Source organism: Paenibacillus sp. FSL H8-0259 (assembly GCF_037963255.1).
Taxonomy (GTDB): domain Bacteria; phylum Bacillota; class Bacilli; order Paenibacillales; family Paenibacillaceae; genus Paenibacillus_AQ; species Paenibacillus_AQ phytohabitans.
Window position 1 is genome coordinate 5,988,444 of the sequence record NZ_CP150147.1, and the last position, 19,574, is coordinate 6,008,017.

Consider the following 19,574-nt stretch of genomic DNA (forward strand, 5'->3'; position numbering starts at 1 on the left):
TATGGAAACAATCATTAATTTAGAAGACGCTACATTTTTAACGAATTTAAAAGTGTCCGTTTCGACTGATGAAGGCTCCTCTTTACAAAGGTTGGATTTAAAAGAAATGAACCAAACTTCAGAGGTGGACGGACACGGCGCTTTCATTAAAAAGACAAGTATGTATACAGACAAAGACAATTCTATCCTAGTCTACCTTCATCTCATAGATTATGGCTCAACGGTTGTCTGCTTTGTGGAAGCAAGTCTGGCTGCCAAGGAGGTATTCTGGCGTCAGTTATCTTTCAATTCCAGACATTCCATCGTTATTTCGGTTCCACAACCACAAAAAACGGACAAAATTCTGGGTTTTTACCACTTTAATGATTGGTGGACACGTCCCTCATTCACTTCCCGTATGAGTGATCTGCCAGAGCGTACCCAATCGATTCTCTGGCAGTCTGGCTCCCGCTATGCTTACTGTTTACCTGTTGTAACTTTGACTGAAAAAACGGAGATACGAGGCAGTAATGACGGCTTTGATCTTTGTCTTTCGACAAACGTAGGTGGTCGGGACGACATTTCCGCGCCACTATTCGTTCTTTCATACGGAGAGAACCCTTATCACTTAATCCAGGAAACGATGAAGTTTACACTTGATTTAATTGGTAACCCTACTTCACTTAGAGAACACAAACGTTATCCCAATACTTTGGAATACTTGGGCTGGTGCTCCTGGGACGCATTCCGTGACGAGGTTAACGCGACGGGGATAATTGAAAAAATCAAAGAATTAAACGAGAAACAAATTCCTGTGCGTTGGGTCATGATTGATGATGGCTGGTTAGATGTGAAAGAAAAGGGCCTGATGTCATTTGATGCAGATCAAACGAAATTCCCCGATGGCCTCACTCCATTAATTGAAGAGTTAAAATCGAACTTTGGGGTCCGCTGGGTCGGTGTATGGCATACCTTCTTTGGTTATTGGGCAGGGATTCATCCAGACAGCCCGATTATTCAGGAGCATGGTGAGTTTGTGTATAAAACCGCAAAAGGCCGTTTCATACCTTATCCCCGTGCGGATAAAGGCTTCGGTTTCTGGAATGCTTTCCATCGCAGTCTGCGCCATTCAGGTGTGGATTTTGTGAAGGTCGACAGCCAGGGGTCGATAAACAGTTTTTTGCTCCACCATATTCCCGATGGCCATTCAGCGTATGAGATGCATACCGCTTTAGAAGCATCTACCGGGTTGCATTTTGATCAGCAATTGATCAATTGCATGGGAATGGAGTCGGAAAATATATGGTTTCGGCCATCCTCAGCGTTATCCCGGAACAGTGACGATTTTGTCCCTGGCAAAGAAATTAGTTTTAAAGAACATGCGCTCCAAAATGCCTATAACTCATTGTATCATCATGTACTGTACTGGGGAGATTGGGATATGTTCTGGACCAATCATGAAGAAGCAACACAAAACGGGGTACTTCGGGCCGTAAGCGGTGGTCCGGTTTATTTTAGCGACAAGCCTGGAACTACGGAACCGAAAGATCTTCTTCCACTTGTATTTCATGATGGTAAAGTGCTGAGAGCCGATCAACCCGGACTCCCGACCTCCGATATTTTGATGGTTAACCCTCAACAGGATGGGGTACCACTTAAGGTCTGGACTCCTGTCGGAGACTCTATAGCAGTTGGGGTATTCAACATTGATCAGGAAGACCGGATTTTAAGTGGATCTATCAGCCCTTCACAGATTCCGGTGCTGTGTAATGAAGATCAAGAATTCTATCTGTATGAGCATTTCAGCCGAAAGCTGTTGAAGTGTTCATACCGCCAGAGCATCCCATTTACACTTAAGGAAGACGAAGTGGCATTATACTTGATAATTCCAATTCTGAACCACCGGTTTACACCGATCGGCCTTCTTAATAAGTATCTGTCCTCCGCAGCGGTTACAATTTTATTTACTGATGAAAACTCCGCCTTGCTGCAACTAAGAGAAGGCGGAACATTAGGCTTTGGCGCCAGCCAGGAGCCTGCGTTAATTACGGTCAATGGAGCACCAACTCCATTCCGGCGGGATGGGGATCTTTTTGTCACTGATACTATCCAGTCCAGTGAACCCGTAATTATTAACGTCGTGTTTGCATGACCTTTCTTTCTTTGAACCTGCTACAAAACAGGCTGCCGAAATCTCGGCAGCCTGTTACTCTTTGTAAGACCCCATTTTTATTGACCGCTCCGGATCACCCGCCGAATTTGGTACAAATCTCCCTCCTTACGAAATTCACCTGGAGCCATTCCTGTATACTTCCGGAACACTTTGCCGAAATAATTCGCATTAGCGAAACCAGATTGCTCAGCCACCTGCTCAAGCGTCAGATTTGCGGGCTCCAGCAGCAGAGCAGCCGCTCTTTCCAACCTCATTCGAGTTAAATAGCGACCGGGAGAGAGGCCAAGCTTGTGCTCAAACTCTCGGGTGAGATGGTACTTCGAACAGCCAGAGACCTCGGCCATGTCTTTTAGGCCAATATTCCGATGCAGATTGCTGTCAATAAAGGTTTTGCACCGTTCTACAAACGGAGGCAATGGAATACTGCTAGCAAGCGTGACAAGATGACTGGCAAGAGACATTGCTAATGAGTACGCAGCCCTAGAACACTGATACATATCGAAATAACTATCCTCAATCGCCTCCCGATAAGTCATCCACAGGAGGCGCTCCAATTCTGACCCCTGTTCAATCCGGAAAATGTAGCCGTTAATATCAATCCATTCCTGCAGAAGATGCAGCGCTAAGTGTGACAGTTCGAAGTATAGCACTTCCCATCTGGGAGAATCAGACGGGAGACGGTAGATATGGTTGCCAGGAACATCAGCCAGAAAGGCATCCCCCGGCCCAAGAGAATGTTTTCTCCCCCCCGTTTCGATCTCACCGCGACCATCCAATGTATACTGAAGTACACAATGGTCTCCGGTACGGTTCCGCCCATCCCAGATATAATCATGTGAAGTAATCAGCTCATATCCGGCACCTTTTAATAAAATATATGGCATCGGTGTTATATAGTGAAAAGATACCGAGGACTGCACCCCTTTACTCCCCCTTCGTGACTAACAGCAATATTTTACCCTCCCACCCTCATAAAGTTACTCTTGTTTCGTTCCTCCTTCACATATAAGCTAATGAATAAGGGTTGTTTTCTACAATCAGTTATTTCATAGGCTTACTACATTGTAACATTAAAAGGAGCACGATTTCACTTATGAGCATTCATTTTGACGAGAAAAGCCGTGTATTTCATCTGCAGACCCCTGGTTCCAGTTACTGCATTCAGATTGTCCGTGACGGCTATCTGGGGCATTTATACTGGGGACGGCGAATCGCCTCCTATCGGGATTCTGTACCTTTTGATTTCATTGACCGTGGTTTTTCTCCGAATCCCGACCCTGCCGACCGAAGGTTTTCCTTAGACAACCTTCCGCAGGAGTATCCGGGCTACGGGAACGGTGATTTCGGCATACCCGCCTATCAGGTTGCCCAGTCTACCGGATCCGAAATCTGCGATTTCCGTTACCAGACTCATCGGATATTTGCCGGCAAGCCAAAGCTCCCAGGTCTTCCTGCCACTTACATCGAGGTGGAGCAGGAAGCAGATACGCTGGAGCTTGTGCTCGAAGATGCTCTGACCGGTCTTCGAGCTACCTTGATTTACACTGTCTTCAACAAATATGACGCTATGGCGCGATCGGTTCGCTTCGACCATACCGGATCCGACAATCTGACCCTTCTACGCGCATTTAGCGCCAGCATCGATTTCAGAGATGACGAGTATGATATGTTGACCTTCTACGGGGCGCATACCAATGAACGAAATATCGCACGCAGACCCCTGATGCCAGGTATTCAGAGTGCGGAAAGCCGGCGGGGAGCCAGCAGTCCCCAGCAAAATCCGTTTCTAGCTTTGCTTCGTCCTGGCGCTGATGAAGACAATGGTGAGGTGTACGCGCTCAGCCTCGTTTACAGCGGGAATTTCATCGCCCAGGCGGAGGTTCAACAATACGGGACGACCCGGGTTTCGATAGGGATCAATCCGTTTGGCTTCTCCTGGAAGCTGACTCCCGGGGAAAGCTTTCAAACACCCGAGACCATTATGGTGTATTCGGCACAAGGCTTGGGCGGGATGTCCCGTATCTTTAATTCGCTGTATCGCACCCGGCTCAGTCGCGGCAAATTTCGTGACGCCGAACGCCCAATATTAATCAATAACTGGGAAGCAACCTATTTTGACTTTAATGCCGACAAGATTGAAGCGATTGCCCGTGAAGGGAAGGAACTTGGTATGGAGCTCTTTGTCCTAGACGATGGTTGGTTCGGCAAGCGGGATAATGATCTGAGTTCCTTAGGCGACTGGACCGTTGACCACCGCAAGCTTCCGGAGGGGCTGAACAATCTTGCCCGGCGTATAACCGGAATGGGCATGCAGTTCGGTCTGTGGTTCGAACCGGAGATGGTCTCACCGGACAGCGAACTCTACCGATGCCATCCCGACTGGTGTCTTCACGTGGCGGATCGTCCCCGAACAGTGGGGCGGAATCAGCTTGTTCTCGATCTGTCGCGGCAGGATGTATGTGACTATATTGTTGGAGCACTGTCCGATATTCTGTCTTCCGCGCCTATTACGTATGTCAAATGGGATATGAACCGCCATCTGACCGAGATTGGCTCTGCCCTGCTTCCGGCAGAACGCCAGCGCGAAACGGGACACCGTTATATCCTCGGCCTGTACAGTGTACTGGATCAGCTCACTTTCGCCTTCCCGGATGTACTATTCGAGAGCTGTTCGAGCGGAGGAGGGCGCTATGATCCCGGCATGCTCTATTACATGCCGCAAACGTGGGCTAGCGACAATACGGACGCGATCAGCCGACTAAAAATCCAGTACGGTAACAGCATGGTCTATCCGTCCGTGTCTATGGGCGCTCATGTTTCAGGAGTGCCGAATCATCAAGTCAACCGGATTACTCCTCTTGACACAAGGGGACATGTCGCGATGTCGGGAAACTTTGGCTACGAGCTGGATCTCACCAAGATGTCGCCAGAGGAAAAACTAACGGTCAAGTCTCAAGTTGCGCTATATAAAGACATTCGCCCCCTCATCCAATTCGGGGATTTTTATCGGATTTTAAGTCCGTTCGAGGGTAATGATGCCGCCTGGTCCTTTGTTTCTGATGACAAGAGCGAAGCTATACTTGCTTTCTTTCGAGTGCTGAGCCAGCCGGGGGAAAGGGTTCACTTTCTGAAATGCAAAGGATTGAACCCGGATTACTTATATCGCCATCAAGAAACTGGGAAAGTATATGGAGGTGACGAGCTGATGTTCGCCGGACTGACGCTTCCAAGAATTAAAGGCGATTTCATCAGCCTATTCTGGCGGTTCAACATGATCGGCGAGCAATGAGCTGTGTTAAAACCTGAAAATTAGGAAAACCACAGAAAGCGGGGCATGAAATCATAAGATTTCACGCCCCGCTTTACCAGAATCAATCTCTTAGTCCTATCCCTTCACACTTCCCAGTGTCAGCCCTTCCGTAAAATACTTCTGCATAAACGGATAAACAACAAACAAAGGAATAATGGAAATGAAGATTTGAGCGGCTTTCAGGTTAATGTCGTTTACGTTCATTACATCAACAATAGTTTGCAGGTCTCCACCAAGAATAGCACTTTGAATATCAACGACAAGCGTCTGCAAATACGACTGCAGCGGATAGTTGGAAGTAAAGTTCGAATAAATCAAACCGTCAAACCAGGCATTCCAGTGATTAATTAAGCTAAAGAGAGTAACCGTAGCAATAGAGGGTTTAGACAGAGGAATATATATTCTCCATAAAATCGTCCATTGGCTTGCTCCGTCGAGCATTGCAGACTCTTCTAATTCCTCAGGTATGCCCCTGAAGAAGTTCATAACCAATATGACATTAAAAATAGGAACTGCGCCGGGAAGGACAAGTGACCATATGGAATCAATCATTCCTAGCTTGGATATTAGAATATACGTAGGAATTAAACCGCCGTTAAACACCATCAAAAAAATGAAATACGCGGAATAATACTTTCTTTTCTTAAAAATAAGATCGCTTTTGGATAGCGGATAGGCTGCCAGAATCGTTAACAGCATATTTATCGGAACGCCGATAACCACCCGCTTGACCGTTACAAGTGCAGCTGTCCAAAACTCGCTGTTATTCATTACAAAGCTGTAAGCCTCTGTCGTGAAATCTACCGGCCATAATTTCACTCTGTTCCCTAAGATTGCTTGGGAGCCGCTAAGAGAGCGGGCCAATAAATTAACAAGCGGAATTAAACAAGCCAGCGTAATCGCTAAAATCAAAACAGCATTACAAAGAACAAATACCTTTCTGCTCATGGAAACATTTTTAGCAAACATGCTTTTTACCCCCTTCTAAAATACGCGGTATCCAGCATATCGTTCTGCCATTTTAAATGAAACGACGATAAGGATGCCCGAAATAACTGATTTAAACAAACCTACCGCTGCAGATAACGAAAATTGCTGATTTACCAGGCCTAGCCGATAAACAAGCGTATCAATGATATCGCCGGTCTCGTATACTGAAGGGCTATACAATACAAAGATTTGCTCAAACCCGGCATTCAGAATATTTCCTATAGAAAGTACCGTCATTAAGATGATAATAGGTGCAACTCCTGGGAGCGTGACATGCCAAGTCTGTTTCCATCTTCCTGCACCATCGATTGACGATGCTTCATATAAACTGGGATTGATACTAGTCAATGCAGCTAAATAAACAATCGTATTATAGCCGAAGTTTTTCCAGACATCACTGACCACTACCGAAGCCGGGAAGATGTGCTTATTTCCTAGAAAGTTAACAGGCGCATCCACCAAACCGAGATTCATCAACATGGTATTCAGGAAGCCAGCATCTCCAGCTGTATTGCCTTGAGACAGAAAATCCAGTAAGATCCCTCCTAGAACGACCCAGGAAAGAAAATAAGGCAAATAGGTAATGGTTTGAACTGTTTTTTTGAACCATTTGATTCGGAGTTCATTCAGCATCAGGGCAAATACAATCGGAAAAATCACATTACCAATAATCTTAAAAACGGCAATGATTAGCGTATTTCGTAAAGCCGGCATAAAGTCCGGCAATAACGCAATCGTCTTGAAGTTCTCAAATCCTACCCAATGCGATTTCAGCATCCCGAGGCCCGGCTGATAGTCCTGAAAAGCGATAACAATCCCGAAAATGGGAAGATAACTAAAGATGAATAAAATTACCACTGGCAGAACAAGCATAAGATGAAACATTCGTTGTCTCTTTTTATCAATATTGGTCATCCGCTCCTACCCCTTTCCATCATTAGGGGATGCAATATTGTAATTACATCCCCTAACCTTATTTATATCTGATTATTTATTACTGTCGTACCATTCCTGCGCTTCCTTGATTACGGTGTCTCCGCCAAGCGACTTCCATGATTGGAGGAATTTATCGTACGAATCCACGCTGTCACCGTAGATAATCTTCACAATGGTTTCAAGCGCCATTTTGTCGAGCGTCGAAAATTTGGCTGACATCGTTTCGGTTGGAATGTAGTTATACGCCGAAAGGTTATAAGCGCCTTTCGTCTTAATTTGATCCACTGTCGCCTCCCCGCCTTGCGGGTCACCGAACACGGTGTACAAGCTCGCACCATTCAGGAATGTGGCATCATTTGCTGTAATCATGTCTTTAACTGTTCCCGATTCCACGGCATCAAGATAATATTTCATTTTGTCATAATCGCCTTTTTGTTCAACATTCAGCTCAGAAGTATCGCCTGTCTGCAATGCTTGGGATTCTTTATAATAATTATCGAGATTTTTCAGCGGATTCAGGGTTTGAGTCAAACTGAACTTCCAGCCGCTGTACACATCAGGTTGTCCGTAATATTTGTTGAATTCTACTTCGTTGGTTGGATGAATCAGTTTTTGCACACTAAGGTTAATCAATTTAATTAACGCTTCCGGATTCTTGGCCTTGCTGCTTATTACAAAATAAGCTTCAGGCAGTGTAGGCATGTAAGCTTTGGAGGAGCCTTCACCATTGCCGTCCGGAATGCGGGCGCTTGTAAAGTGAGCATTCGGGTCACTTTTAACTGCATCCATAATAGATGTCATTGCTCCCCACATCGGAGCAAAGAAGATCCCGGCTTTTCCGCTGCCTAAATCCTTGTTAATTGCAGTCAAATCCATGGTCCCGAAATTTTTGGCCAAAGATCCTTCATTGTACATACCCTGCAGTGCGGTTAACCCTTTCTTCATCTCATCCGGCAGAGCACCACCCCAGACCACTTTGCCGTCCTTTTCAATAAGGGAGAATTTCCCGTTCCAGTGACCCGGCGCTGCGCCGTAACCTTCAAAGAATGCCTGCAAACCGGAGAGCATGGCAAAGCCCTCTTTACCATTTAGTGCAAGTCCGTAAGTATCTGCTTTACCGTTGCCATCCGGGTCGTTTTGGGTGAAGGCTCTCGCCACTTCAGCCAGTTCGTCCATAGTTGCCGGCATTTTCAATCCCAAGTTATCCAGCCAATCCTGACGGATGAACATCATCATAACGCCGTCAAACCCGCTGCCCATTTTTGGAATCGCATACAGTTTACCGTCCACCTTGGCTGAAGCCAGGGACGCACCTTCATCAGCATTCAAATACTCTTTGAGTTCCGGAGTAGCATATTTCTCATATACCTCACTAATGTCGGCGATCACATTCGTTTGCGCATATTTCACAAGGTCAGAAGCCGATACCGTAAACACATCCGGATAACTTCCTGAAGCGATTGCCGTCGCAAGTTTGGTTTCTCCTTGACTTGCGTCAATACTGTACATAGGAGTAATGTCATATCCGTTTTCCTTATACAGATCCATCCAGGTGTTCTGAGTTTCCGTTTCCTGGCCCTGCACCTTAAAGTCAGATGCAAAAGCAAATCCTACATTGAGCTTGACCGGCGTAGTGTAACCATAAAGATTGTCATCATCCGCTGCATTACTGACAGCATGATTAGTAGTGTTGTTACTGGCAGCTGCATCACCTGAATTATTGTTTGAATTGCCATTACCACTACATGCGGTTACAGATAGCAGCATTGCTGCCGCCAGTGCAATACCGGCTGCACTTTTCAATCTCTCTTTTTTCATTGTTATCCTCCCTTTTTTAACTTGCTTGGTGGGTACATGTGCATTATAAAAGAAAACGTTTTCCGTCATCTACGTCCATGATTTTACTTTGCCTTTATATTTTTACTACTTTCTGATAGCGCATTCAAAAGTGTTCTATTGTTCTGTACAATAGAGGCAGCTGCATTAACTTGTTCATTTCTATGCAACTTTAGGAGGATTAACTTTGGGAAGCCTGTTAATTATAGACGATGAGTTAGATATATTGGAGTCCCTCCAGGATATGTTCCTATACGAAGTATCTGCAGATATTGATGTTTACACTGCCAACTCAGGCCGAAAAGCTATTCAACTGCTGGATAAGATGAAATTTGATGTCGTTTTGACAGACATCCGAATGCCCGGAATGAGCGGCCTCGAATTATTTAAGGTGATCAAGAATAACTGGCCTCAATGCCGGGTTATTTTCCTGACCGGCTATAGAGAATTTGATTATTTGTACGAAATTTATGATTACAAAGATGTACGGTATCTGCTGAAAAGCGAAGACAATGCCGTCATCATCAGAACGGTCATGGAGGCTTTTGATGACATCCAAAAAATGATTGAGCTCGAATACACCACCCAATCGCTGGAGCTTGAAATGGACAAGGCGCAGATGTGGCTGCGCAAGGAGTATATTAACCAGCTCATATACAATAAGGGCAAACGTGAAATTCATCAACAACAGCTTGATGAGCTCAGAATTCCCATTCATAGCCGTTTCCCTATGCTTGCTTTTCTTTTTCGTCTGGACAATGCAGGGGCGGAGGATTTCATTGCTGAAGAATTTAATCTATATCAGAATGTCATTCATATTGTCCATCATTTCATGCCTGACCACATCCAGGTGTATGTTCATTTTGTAACAAACGGATATGGAATATTGCTGTTACAGCCTAAACCCGCTGCGGCAGATTTAGTTAAGGAGATCCAGTGGGAACGTATATATACTCTTTCCTTTGGGGTCTTGGAATATATACAAGAAAATTTCCGGAAAACAGTTAATAAGAGTATTTCCTTTGTAACCAGCACAGAACTTTGCTCCATTCAGGATCTGCATTTTCATTATGAACGATTGAAGAGATTAGCCATTTCAAGGATCGGCCGAAGTGAGCAGATGATTCTTAAGGAAGAAAACTATGCTCTGGGGACTTCTGGAGCTTCACTCACAACAATGAATTTGCGCCCGCAAATCCAACTGCTGGAGAAGTATCTGGAGATGAGAAAACCAGTATCCTATTTCGAAATATTGGATACTCTTCTGGGATCGCCGGAGCAAATACAGAGCAAGCATTATGATGCGGCACTGGCGCTTTATTATAACGTCGCCGTCACACTGCTCAACTTTATGAACGACAACAACCTTACTGCGGCTGTTGCTGAAAAAATAAATCTGGATAAACTAATGAATGCCGGCAAGCAAACATCAATGGACCATTTAATCACCTTCTTGTATGATCTCTCCAACCGTATTTTTGAAACCCTCGGCGGTGAAGCGAGAAATCGGACAAACGAAGCGCTACAGAAGGTTCAAGATTATATCGAGCACAATCTTCATGAAGATTTGACATTGAACAGGCTTGCCGAAGTCGGCTGCTTCAACGCTTCCTACCTGTCCAGAATTTTCAAACAGACCTATGGGTGTAATCTTTCTGAGTATATAGGGAAAGGTCGTGTGGAATTGGCCAAACGTCTGCTACGAACCAATAACGAGCGTATTCACGAAATATCCCGGAAAGTCGGCTATCCATCCGCACACTCTTTTACTAGAATCTTCAAACAAATGGCCGGAATAACGCCACAGGAATATAGGGATAAGTATGGTGAACATTAATGAAAAGAACTTTATTACGCGACAATCCCTTCAAAATCAACTGGAAAAATTCGATTCGTACCAAACAGCTTTCTATATTCTTTCTTTTCTTGTTTGTGAGTACACTATTGTCTTCTTTCCTTTACTACAATGCAATTAAAGTCGCTAAGCAATCAATTAATGACAAAATGAATTCCCAGGCGGATTTTTTTGTTGACTCAATGGATCAGCAGATCATGAATATCAAAAACATGATGTATGATCTATTCTCGGCACGCAAACTGGTGTTTCTGGTGAATCCGAACAGCACACTTACCGATTATGAGCGAAGAGAGGCCATTTTAACCGAACAGGAACGTCTGAATTCGCTAAAGAACAGCAGCTTATTGGTTACAACAGCTACGTTGTACTTACCGAAAGCAAACTTAAAGATATCTAATGACGTTGTGGAAACATTAAGTGACGACGATATGTCTTTCATAGAAAAGCACTATCCTTCCGTAAACCAGATCATGAATGTAGAAGATAACAAGCTGTTCATGGTATCAACGGGTACCCCCTATGACAAGAACATTTCAATGACGGAGGCTTTCTTCTATGTAGAACTGAACCGGGACAAAATTATCGATACGCTGTCCACCTTCAATACCATCAAGAACAGCGGCTCCTTTCTTTTCCAGCAACATCAGAACATCCTTATTGAGAGTACGGAAGGCGGTAAGTACGGCAAAAACATGATGGAGTATATCCGTTCAGATCCCAGACATGCTGAAGAAAATTCACTCACCTTAAATGTGAACAAGCAAAAATTTCTGACAGTCATACGTAAATCCGATTATTTTGGGCTTTTTGTGCAGTATAACCCGGAGAACGAGGTATTACACGATCTGCAAATCTACAAATGGCTGGTTTTTATCTACATTGTTGTGATGATCTTCTTATCTGTCAGTATTTCTGCATTTACCGAACGCAACATTCATAAGCCCTTGGTCAAACTGCTAAGAGCCTTCTCTAGAGTCGAACACGGCGACTTTAACAGCGAGCTTAAATTGACTACCGGCAAAGGAAATGAGTTCAGCTATCTGTACGACGGCTTCAATCATATGACTCTGGAGATCCGGAATTTAATTGAGGAGGTTTATATTCAGAAGAACCTGACTCAAAGAGCTGAACTCAAACAGCTTCAGGCTCAGATTAACCCACATTTCTTGTATAACAGCTTCTTTTCTCTAAGCCAGAAAATAAAAAGAGGCGATAACGCAATTGCAGAAGAGTTCGCGCAGCATCTCGGTGTCTTCTTCCGTTTTTTGACCAAAAACAATTCGGATGACGTACCTTTGGCGCTGGAAGTGGAACATGCCAGAAGCTATACCAGCATACAGGGATCACGATTCTATGACCGTATTCATATTGAGTTTGAAGAACTCCCTGAACGATACAACGATCTGCTTGTTCCCCGCTTAATTTTACAGCCGATTATTGAAAATGCATTTGAGCATGGCTTGGAGAACAAGGAAGAGAATGGACTGCTAAGAATTACCTTTGTTGAGATGGGACCATACTTTGAAATTCATGTTGCGGATAACGGAGAGGAAAGCTCCGGCTTGAACCCTGACCAAATAAACTCCGGACTTGAGAATAGGGAACAAGGTGAGGTAACGGGTCTTCTTAACATTCACAAACGTCTGAAAATATATTATGGAGAAAGGTCGGGATTAGAAGTGAGACGAAGCGCTATAGGCGGAGTTGAAGTGATTATCAGGCTGATCCAAAGCAAGTATGAATGATAACACGATGATGCTTCCTTTCCGGTTAAATAAATCATCCCGGGAATCCCTTTCGCTCCCCCTCTACCTGTATTCTGTGGGGAGTCATAATCAATACCGCCATGTCAAACCGCAGGGCTTTCCGGTATGTCAGGTTTTCCTGATTCGCAGTGGAAAGGGATTATTCCGCGATTTGGATTCCGGAGAAGAATGGGTGCTTGAGCCAGGGCATGCGTTTTTATTTCCGGCAGACCGGGCACATGAATATTTCCCCCTTTCCAATGAACCTTGGCATGTAGGATTTATTGGTTTTTTCGGCAGTATACTTGAGAGCTTTCTGGAAGGAATAGGTCTGAACACCGCAGCTCCTTTCTATCCCAAAAGATTTGAGGAATGCTGGGATAAAATCAGACATATATGGAAATCCGTAGATATTTCCTGTTCTCCTCCTCATGATGAAAGCTATATGCAGAGCATTTCCGGATCACTCTACCACTTTTTCCTAAGTCTCCGCATTGTAGAGCATTCCAGAGAGGTTCAGCAATTGCCTGGCGATGAATTGCCTCATAATGAAGTGCTGCAAAAAGCACTGCGGCTCATGAATGAACACTATGCTGAGCCGCTGCTGATCTCTAACCTGGCCCGGGCTGTAGGCTATTCAGTGCAGCATTTCCAGCTTTTGTTCCAGCAGGAATATGGCGTGACACCTCTCAAGTATCTGCAGAATCTGCGACTTGAACGTGCCATGCAGATGATCAGGGAAAGTCCGTCCCTGCCGATTCAACACGTAGCCCAACAATTGGGTATGGAACCCAGCTATCTGATCCGGTTGTTCCGTAAAACATATGGTTATACACCGGGTGATGTTAAAAAAAGAATCGCTTTAAGCACAGTAAAATAAAGTAAACAATCAGGGTATCCATAAGCGGATACCCTGTTGTAGTCTACCGTCTCACCCTTTAACTCTGTTTACATAGGAGTAGCTTCCAGAGCCTATTTTTAAGCGGGCATAGATCTGCGTACCTTGATTGAAAGATTCATATGGAACCGGCGTCCCGCTTTCATATAGCTGAGACTCGCCGTTCAGCAGTGGAATCTGTAAAGTTGCAGTGGTGTTTGCCGGAATCTGAACATTGAGAAGAATCTCCTCTACGGAATGGCTAAACTCCACTCCGATCTCTCCGCGAATGGAATGATGCACTCCCTTCACCCGCTTCACGCGTCCGCTTCGGAACGGAGCAATAAGAATCTCTTTATACGCCTCGCAAGCAGAGGATATGCCCAGCAACTCCTTATACAACCACTCCAGGATATGGCCCATCATATCGTGATTGCGGGAACGGGCTTCGTCCGTCCAGAATTCGGGCAGCGAGGTTTCTCCGCGCTCTACGAACCTGATGTAGCTTGGATGCTCCGGCTGCATCATCATGTCCATAACGATATCATTTCGGTTCAATCTGGAAAGTGCAAGAAATACATAACGCAGCCCGATTTCACCGGAATGAAGCTGCCGGGAAGCTACAGCCTGCAGAAATGCGTGTTCTACATCGTGAAGCTGTTCCTGCGGGACAAGATTGAAGGCTAGCGGAATCGCCTGAACGACCTGATTGGCCGGATCGAATTGGCCTCCAAGCTTACAATAAGCATAGCTCTGGCTGTTCTCCGGCAACGAATGTAGCAGCTGCTTGTTATAATTCAATTTAATTCTTTCTGCTTCTGCGGAGTAATGCTCAAGCTCATCCGTAAAACCAAGTATGCCGGCGAATTTGGCCATTAGGCGATAGCCTTCATAATAAAAGGCCGTCTCCACATTTTCAATATAATCGCCGCCTGTTTGCGGTTGGATTCCCCAGTCCCCTAACCCGTGGCCGATCAGCCCATCATGGATCTCTTTGGATTTCAGATAGTCCATATACCGCTTCATTGCAGGGTAGGCAACCTCGATAGCAGTAACGTTGTTATACGTTTCGAGCAATAGATCCGGTACCATCAGAAGGGATATGCCCCATGCAATGGAATCACGGAAGCCATCCTGAAAGAGAGAATACTCGGGAGCAATATCAGGAATCAGCCCATCTTCCGTTTGTGCTTCCATCATATCCCGGACAATTTTCAGGAACAGCTCTTCTGCCTGTTTGACGTACATGATCGAAGGCCCCATCAAAGCCGATGCTTCCAGCCAGCCAAGCTTTTCAATGGTCGGACAATCCGTATGCACGCTTTGCAGATTACTCTCGATAGCTTTGGTGATGATATTCGCTAGTTTATCAATTCTTGCATCATCCGTACTTAAAATGCCGCTATCTTGGGATGCCGAAGTAATAAAATGACCTTTTACATCATGAATTAGTGGCTTGCCCGGATCAGCTTCATCACGTGTACAGCCTTCAATTTGCACCCATCTCGCACCGTAATACGAGAAATCCGGTTTCCATACCTCTACTTCCCCTGTCCCTGCCAGGATAAATTCAGAGTAGGTTACGATGTCCCACGGGGTAGCAATGGTTCCGTCTTCTCTCATCAGTTCACCGGGTTTAATGGTCACCTTACTGCCCGCAGGTCCGCTGGCATAAATCTCGAACATCCCCGCCATATTCTGCCCCAGGTCAAACACATAGACTCCCGGAAGCGGTTCGGCAACAGAGAGTGTATCATAGACATGCTTGACCTTGACTGGCGGCTGGTTCTGCTGAACCAGGTTACCCGCAGGCGGCTTCAGAAGCTGAGCCGGCTTCCACCCGCTGTCGTCGAATCCTGGAGCGCAATATCCACCCGGATACAGCCGGGCATCGAAATTTTCAGACCCGTACACATTGGCTAGCGTAGTTGCACTCTCATGTACTTTCCAGCCGTCCTCTCCCGTGCGGAGAATCATCCGGCTTCCATCCTCAAATTCGATATGCCATTCCCCAATAGCCACGAGCTGATCTCCGTAAGGCTCATATCCTTTATCCATCGTATAAAAGTGTCGCCCGCCGCCGCTGGCTCCAACGAAGAATCCGTTTCCGACATGGAGCCCGACCGCATTTCTCCCGGATTGCAGATGATCCGTTATATCGAAACTTACATACTGTACGGACTTATGATAATTAGTCCATCCCGGATCAATTTCATGGCCGCCTACTTTTCTGCCATTCATATAGAACTTAAATTGTCCAAGACCCGATACCAAGGCAAATGCCTGCTTGACCTTTTTGTTCAGATCAAATTCATAACGGGCATAGAAGGGCGCAGCACTTCCATCACCTATCCACTTGGCACTCCAATGCTCACTATTTAGATATCCGGTAATAAAAGACTGGACTTCACTCCATAAGCTATGACCGGATGAATCCCAAACGGCTACCCGCCAGCAATACCAGGAAGTGCTCTCCAGCGGCCACCCCTTGTACATAACACCCAGCTGCTCATCCGAAGCCACCTTCCCGCTGTCCCACAGCAAGTTGTTTTCTTCTTCCAGCGATTCGGCATTTCCCGCTACTGTAATCCGGTAATATGTTTGCTTCTGATTCCAAAGCGTACTGTCTAACTTCCAGACAAAGATGGGTTTGGGAGTGTCAATCCCAATTGCCGAATAGTAATTTTTAATAGCCAGCGCATAGGGTTGTAACATAGGTTGTAATCACCTTCTCTAATTGGATTGTCGATAGATATGCACTTGTCCAAATAAGCCATATGGAGTAAGCACATAGTCTGGTGTGTATTCCTGGCCTGTCCGGCGATAATCCCACCATTCTTTCCAGTTATAATCAGTCCCTGCCTGATGCAAAGGCCCCAGCATATTACGCGGACTACCCACGACCTCGATGTCTATAGTATTTATTCTGCTTACAATCAGCTTACTGATATCGAGACGTTTGGCTGCCGGCCAAGGAATATATCCTGCATGCTGCCCGTTAACCCGCACGTTCACAGTGACCGCCTTATACTCTCCAAGCTCCAGGATAATAGATTCATTCTTTTCCGTCTGAATGAGATGATCATATTCCAAATGATAGGTTATGCTTCCGCAGTAATGTAAATATCCTTGGAGGCACCAGTCACCATAGCGGAGCGTCTCCTTCTCCTGTACAATCCGTCGATCCGGTGAAACTCCGAAATCTCCGATGAGGTAGCAGTCTTCCATCTCCATATTGTTCATGTAAGAACAACTAATTGTTAATGTGTTAAGACCGGATTTCATCCTTGGCAAAAGAACCTTATTGATACTGCGGTCGAGAAACCATCCGTCTACGGATTGTCCAACCGGAATTCCGTTTAGAGTGACTGCAAAGCGTTGCCCCTGTTCTATGGCTAAGAAGACATCATTGCCTGGCACATCGACAACCTCAAAGTTAAACTCGAAGGACACCGCTGCACCATCATTCCCATGAGGGTTGTGTATCCACATATGACGCTGCAGGCCGCCGTTGCTGAATACCTGACGCATCCCCAAAGTGTCGCGAATTTGCTTCTGCGCCAGCCATACCTCCATCGTTTCTGATAACGTGCTGCCATTAACGGAGTAGCTGCACTGATCAAGAGTCAGAACATTGGGCGCGGTACGGCTGAATTTACTCACCGGGCCAAGGGCAGTAATGATCTGCTGCTGCCCGTTATGCTGCTGCATGACTTCAGGTGCGGTACGTTCTTGTGCAGCCGTATGGAGTACATACAACCGGGAGTCGGCCGGTCCGAAGGAATCCTGGAAGCAGGTATTCCCGTTCTTCACAACCGTTGCCACTTCCTGTACTGTACCGGATAACAGGTCCCAGACTTCCAGACGCCCGCTGCCCCGTAGAGACAATTCCACCTGCGCGCCCTGATGCCGGTTGTTATTGACTACAAACAGAATCCGGCTGTCTTCCTCATCTCTCAGCATGTACAGGAAAGACTCCGCTTCGCGGTGTACGTTATTAAGGATACTGACTTCCCGGGGAAGGACATGCTCCAGCAGGGAAGGCACTATTCCCGGATTATCCGCTTGAATGAACCCTGCATACTCCCTCAGCTGCTCCATCAAATCTGACGGTATTCCGTTCACCAGGGCCGGCAATTGTCCGGCAGCAATGACCTTCCCTCCAGCGCTCAGAAAATCCTGCAGTAATTCAACAGTTGTGCCAAAAATATTATTGACCGGAGGTAACACGACCACTGAATAGGAAGCAAGCTCAATTGCGAATTTCCCGTCACAGATGGCACCGCTATCGCGAATAAGCAGCTCGTCACCAAGATCATAATCATAATGTGAGGCAAGCAACAGATTCACAAATTTCGTATAATCCTTTTCATATTTGCGGAGCACGCGATTGTTCTCCTCTTCATTAGATCCTGACTCTGCCCCCAGCATCGACCATACAGAGGAGACCGGATTAATGACCAGAACATCGCGCACCACCTCCCCTTGGCTCAACACAGCAGACAGTCTGGCGTAATAATCTTCGAGCACATGATTGTGCTCCCACCAATTAATGTTGTAATTAAAGGACGGCGGATAATCCCTCTTCCGGCATCCTTTTAGCGAATAGAGAGCAAGATGATGTGTCAAAAGATTGACTCCCTGCACAAATTGCCAGTCACCAAGCCATCTGCGGCCTTCAAAAGTGAAATCCCAACCCGTGACTCCGTAAGTCTCTGAAATGACCCGCTTCTTCCCAAACTGCCGGGCAACGCTCGCCACTTGCTTGATGGTCAGATTCTCATCCGTTTGTTCACCCAAAGTATCAATTCCGGGAATATCGAGGTAGCGGTAGTGGGGCATAACAGCTCCAGTTGTTTTGGTTGCCCCAATAAGACTTGCTTCAGAATGAAAGTGTCCCGTAAATTTCAGGCCGTTCTTCCGGCACCAAGTACTGATTTGCTGTGTGTAGGATTCGCAGAACAATTCAGTGACCGTTCTCCAGTAATCGAACCGTGCTTTATTAAACCCTTCACCAGGATAGATCAGCAGCGGTAGTATATCCCAGATGGAGTACCCGTTCTTCTCCAGAAAATAAGCCGGAAACACATCAGACCACGTAATCCACTTCACCCGGTCTCCCGCACTCTCTCCAAATCCGCCAATCGTCGGCTCATCCGTAAATATTCCTGGAACAGTTTTGCCAAACTCTTCGCCGATTTCCTTCTTGTATAATTCATAAGTACTTTGCAGAAAAAGCCGTGCCGCTTCCGGATTGAGATTGTCTGTATACGTATCCCCGTGGCACCATTCACTGGCGGCGGCAATCTCTCTTTTGAATACAAGAAAATGATAACCTTCACGGGGAGCTGTACTCGCAGTAAGAGAGGCATGATCCACTAAAGCAAATTCTTCAAAGTGATTATGCCTTACCCTTATTTCATATACAGCAGCGATCTTATTGTCGGGAACATAGTTAAGTGTCGTCTCTAGCGTGAGGGCTTTGGTACGAACATCATCTCCGCCAAGGAGTGCAACAGCTCCTCCTCCCATACCCGAAGAATATCTGTTTTCATCGTACAGCCAAGCGTACATCCCTTCTTCCTTCGCAGTCTGCACGGTCTCACGTATGCGTTCGAAGAATTCTTCACCGAGATAAGGTGTTTCCAGCCCTTCTCTTACATGCATCATAAAACCGCCCATTCCCTGCTGCTTAAAACCCTCAATCTGACGGTCCAGTTCTTCCTGCTGCAGATCGTCATTCCAGGACCAGAATGGAACAGACCTGTATTCCACTGATGGATTAGTGAATAATCCTTTTAATTGCTCTATATTCATTGATTGTTTCCCTCCTATCCTCGTCTAACTCTAGATTTTCATTCACTCAATTG

Annotated in this window: 11 protein-coding genes and 1 pseudogene; 6 read left to right on the plus strand and 6 right to left on the minus strand. The window is 45.8% G+C overall.

Translation table 11 applies throughout. The features are described 5' to 3' along the window. The first annotated feature begins 1 nt into the window (after position 1). Positions 2-2,131 carry a Sip1-related alpha-galactosidase gene (locus NSU01_RS25735; protein WP_076243800.1) on the plus strand — a complete coding sequence of 710 codons (2,130 nt, stop codon included), beginning with the start codon at positions 2-4 and terminating at the stop codon, positions 2,129-2,131. A gap of 77 nt (positions 2,132-2,208) precedes the next feature. Here NSU01_RS25735 and NSU01_RS25740 read toward each other — a convergent pair whose 3' ends face one another. Beyond that, positions 2,209-3,072 carry an AraC family transcriptional regulator gene (locus NSU01_RS25740; RefSeq protein ID WP_076243801.1) on the minus strand — a complete coding sequence of 288 codons (864 nt, stop codon included), beginning with the start codon at positions 3,070-3,072 and terminating at the stop codon, positions 2,209-2,211. 173 nt (positions 3,073-3,245) lie between these two features. Here NSU01_RS25740 and NSU01_RS25745 point away from each other — a divergent pair, with 173 nt between their 5' ends. Then, positions 3,246-5,441: an alpha-galactosidase gene (locus NSU01_RS25745; RefSeq protein ID WP_076243802.1), complete on the plus strand. Its 2,196-nt coding sequence runs from the start codon at positions 3,246-3,248 to the stop codon at positions 5,439-5,441. 96 nt (positions 5,442-5,537) lie between these two features. Here the strand turns inward: NSU01_RS25745 and NSU01_RS25750 are convergent, their stop codons facing one another. From NSU01_RS25750 to NSU01_RS25760, 3 genes are all read right to left on the minus strand, one after another. Next, the gene (locus tag NSU01_RS25750) at positions 5,538-6,431 is read right to left on the minus strand and encodes a carbohydrate ABC transporter permease (RefSeq protein WP_076243803.1); all 894 of its coding nucleotides are present in this window, start codon (positions 6,429-6,431) and stop codon (positions 5,538-5,540) included. Positions 6,432-6,446: 15 nt separating this feature from the next. Further along, positions 6,447-7,367 carry an ABC transporter permease subunit gene (locus NSU01_RS25755; protein WP_076243804.1) on the minus strand — a complete coding sequence of 307 codons (921 nt, stop codon included), beginning with the start codon at positions 7,365-7,367 and terminating at the stop codon, positions 6,447-6,449. Between the two features lie 72 nt (positions 7,368-7,439). Continuing rightward, a complete protein-coding gene (locus NSU01_RS25760; RefSeq protein ID WP_076243805.1) occupies positions 7,440-9,206 on the minus strand; it encodes an extracellular solute-binding protein in 1,767 nt (588 codons plus the stop codon). A 205-nt stretch (positions 9,207-9,411) separates the two neighbouring features. Between NSU01_RS25760 and NSU01_RS25765 the strand changes: the two genes are divergently transcribed. The 4 genes and pseudogenes from NSU01_RS25765 to NSU01_RS25780 all read left to right on the plus strand — a co-directional run bounded on the left by NSU01_RS25765 (position 9,412) and on the right by NSU01_RS25780 (position 13,707). Continuing rightward, positions 9,412-11,061 carry a response regulator gene (locus tag NSU01_RS25765; RefSeq protein WP_076243806.1) on the plus strand — a complete coding sequence of 550 codons (1,650 nt, stop codon included), beginning with the start codon at positions 9,412-9,414 and terminating at the stop codon, positions 11,059-11,061. Continuing rightward, positions 11,061-12,827, plus strand: a complete 1,767-nt coding sequence (locus NSU01_RS25770) for a histidine kinase (protein WP_076243807.1) — start codon at positions 11,061-11,063, stop codon at positions 12,825-12,827. Before NSU01_RS25765 ends, NSU01_RS25770 begins: the two co-directional genes overlap by 1 nt. Before the next feature lie 10 nt (positions 12,828-12,837). Continuing rightward, a pseudogene (locus NSU01_RS25775) lies at positions 12,838-13,167 on the plus strand (AraC family ligand binding domain-containing protein); the annotation flags it as partial. A 105-nt stretch (positions 13,168-13,272) separates the two neighbouring features. Beyond that, positions 13,273-13,707: an AraC family transcriptional regulator gene (locus NSU01_RS25780; protein ID WP_256703859.1), complete on the plus strand. Its 435-nt coding sequence runs from the start codon at positions 13,273-13,275 to the stop codon at positions 13,705-13,707. 51 nt (positions 13,708-13,758) lie between these two features. Here NSU01_RS25780 and NSU01_RS25785 read toward each other — a convergent pair whose 3' ends face one another. Next, the gene (locus NSU01_RS25785) at positions 13,759-16,419 is read right to left on the minus strand and encodes a family 78 glycoside hydrolase catalytic domain (RefSeq protein ID WP_076243808.1); all 2,661 of its coding nucleotides are present in this window, start codon (positions 16,417-16,419) and stop codon (positions 13,759-13,761) included. 18 nt (positions 16,420-16,437) lie between these two features. Then, positions 16,438-19,521 carry a glycosyl hydrolase gene (locus NSU01_RS25790; RefSeq protein ID WP_076243809.1) on the minus strand — a complete coding sequence of 1,028 codons (3,084 nt, stop codon included), beginning with the start codon at positions 19,519-19,521 and terminating at the stop codon, positions 16,438-16,440. Between the last annotated feature and the right edge of the window lie 53 nt (positions 19,522-19,574).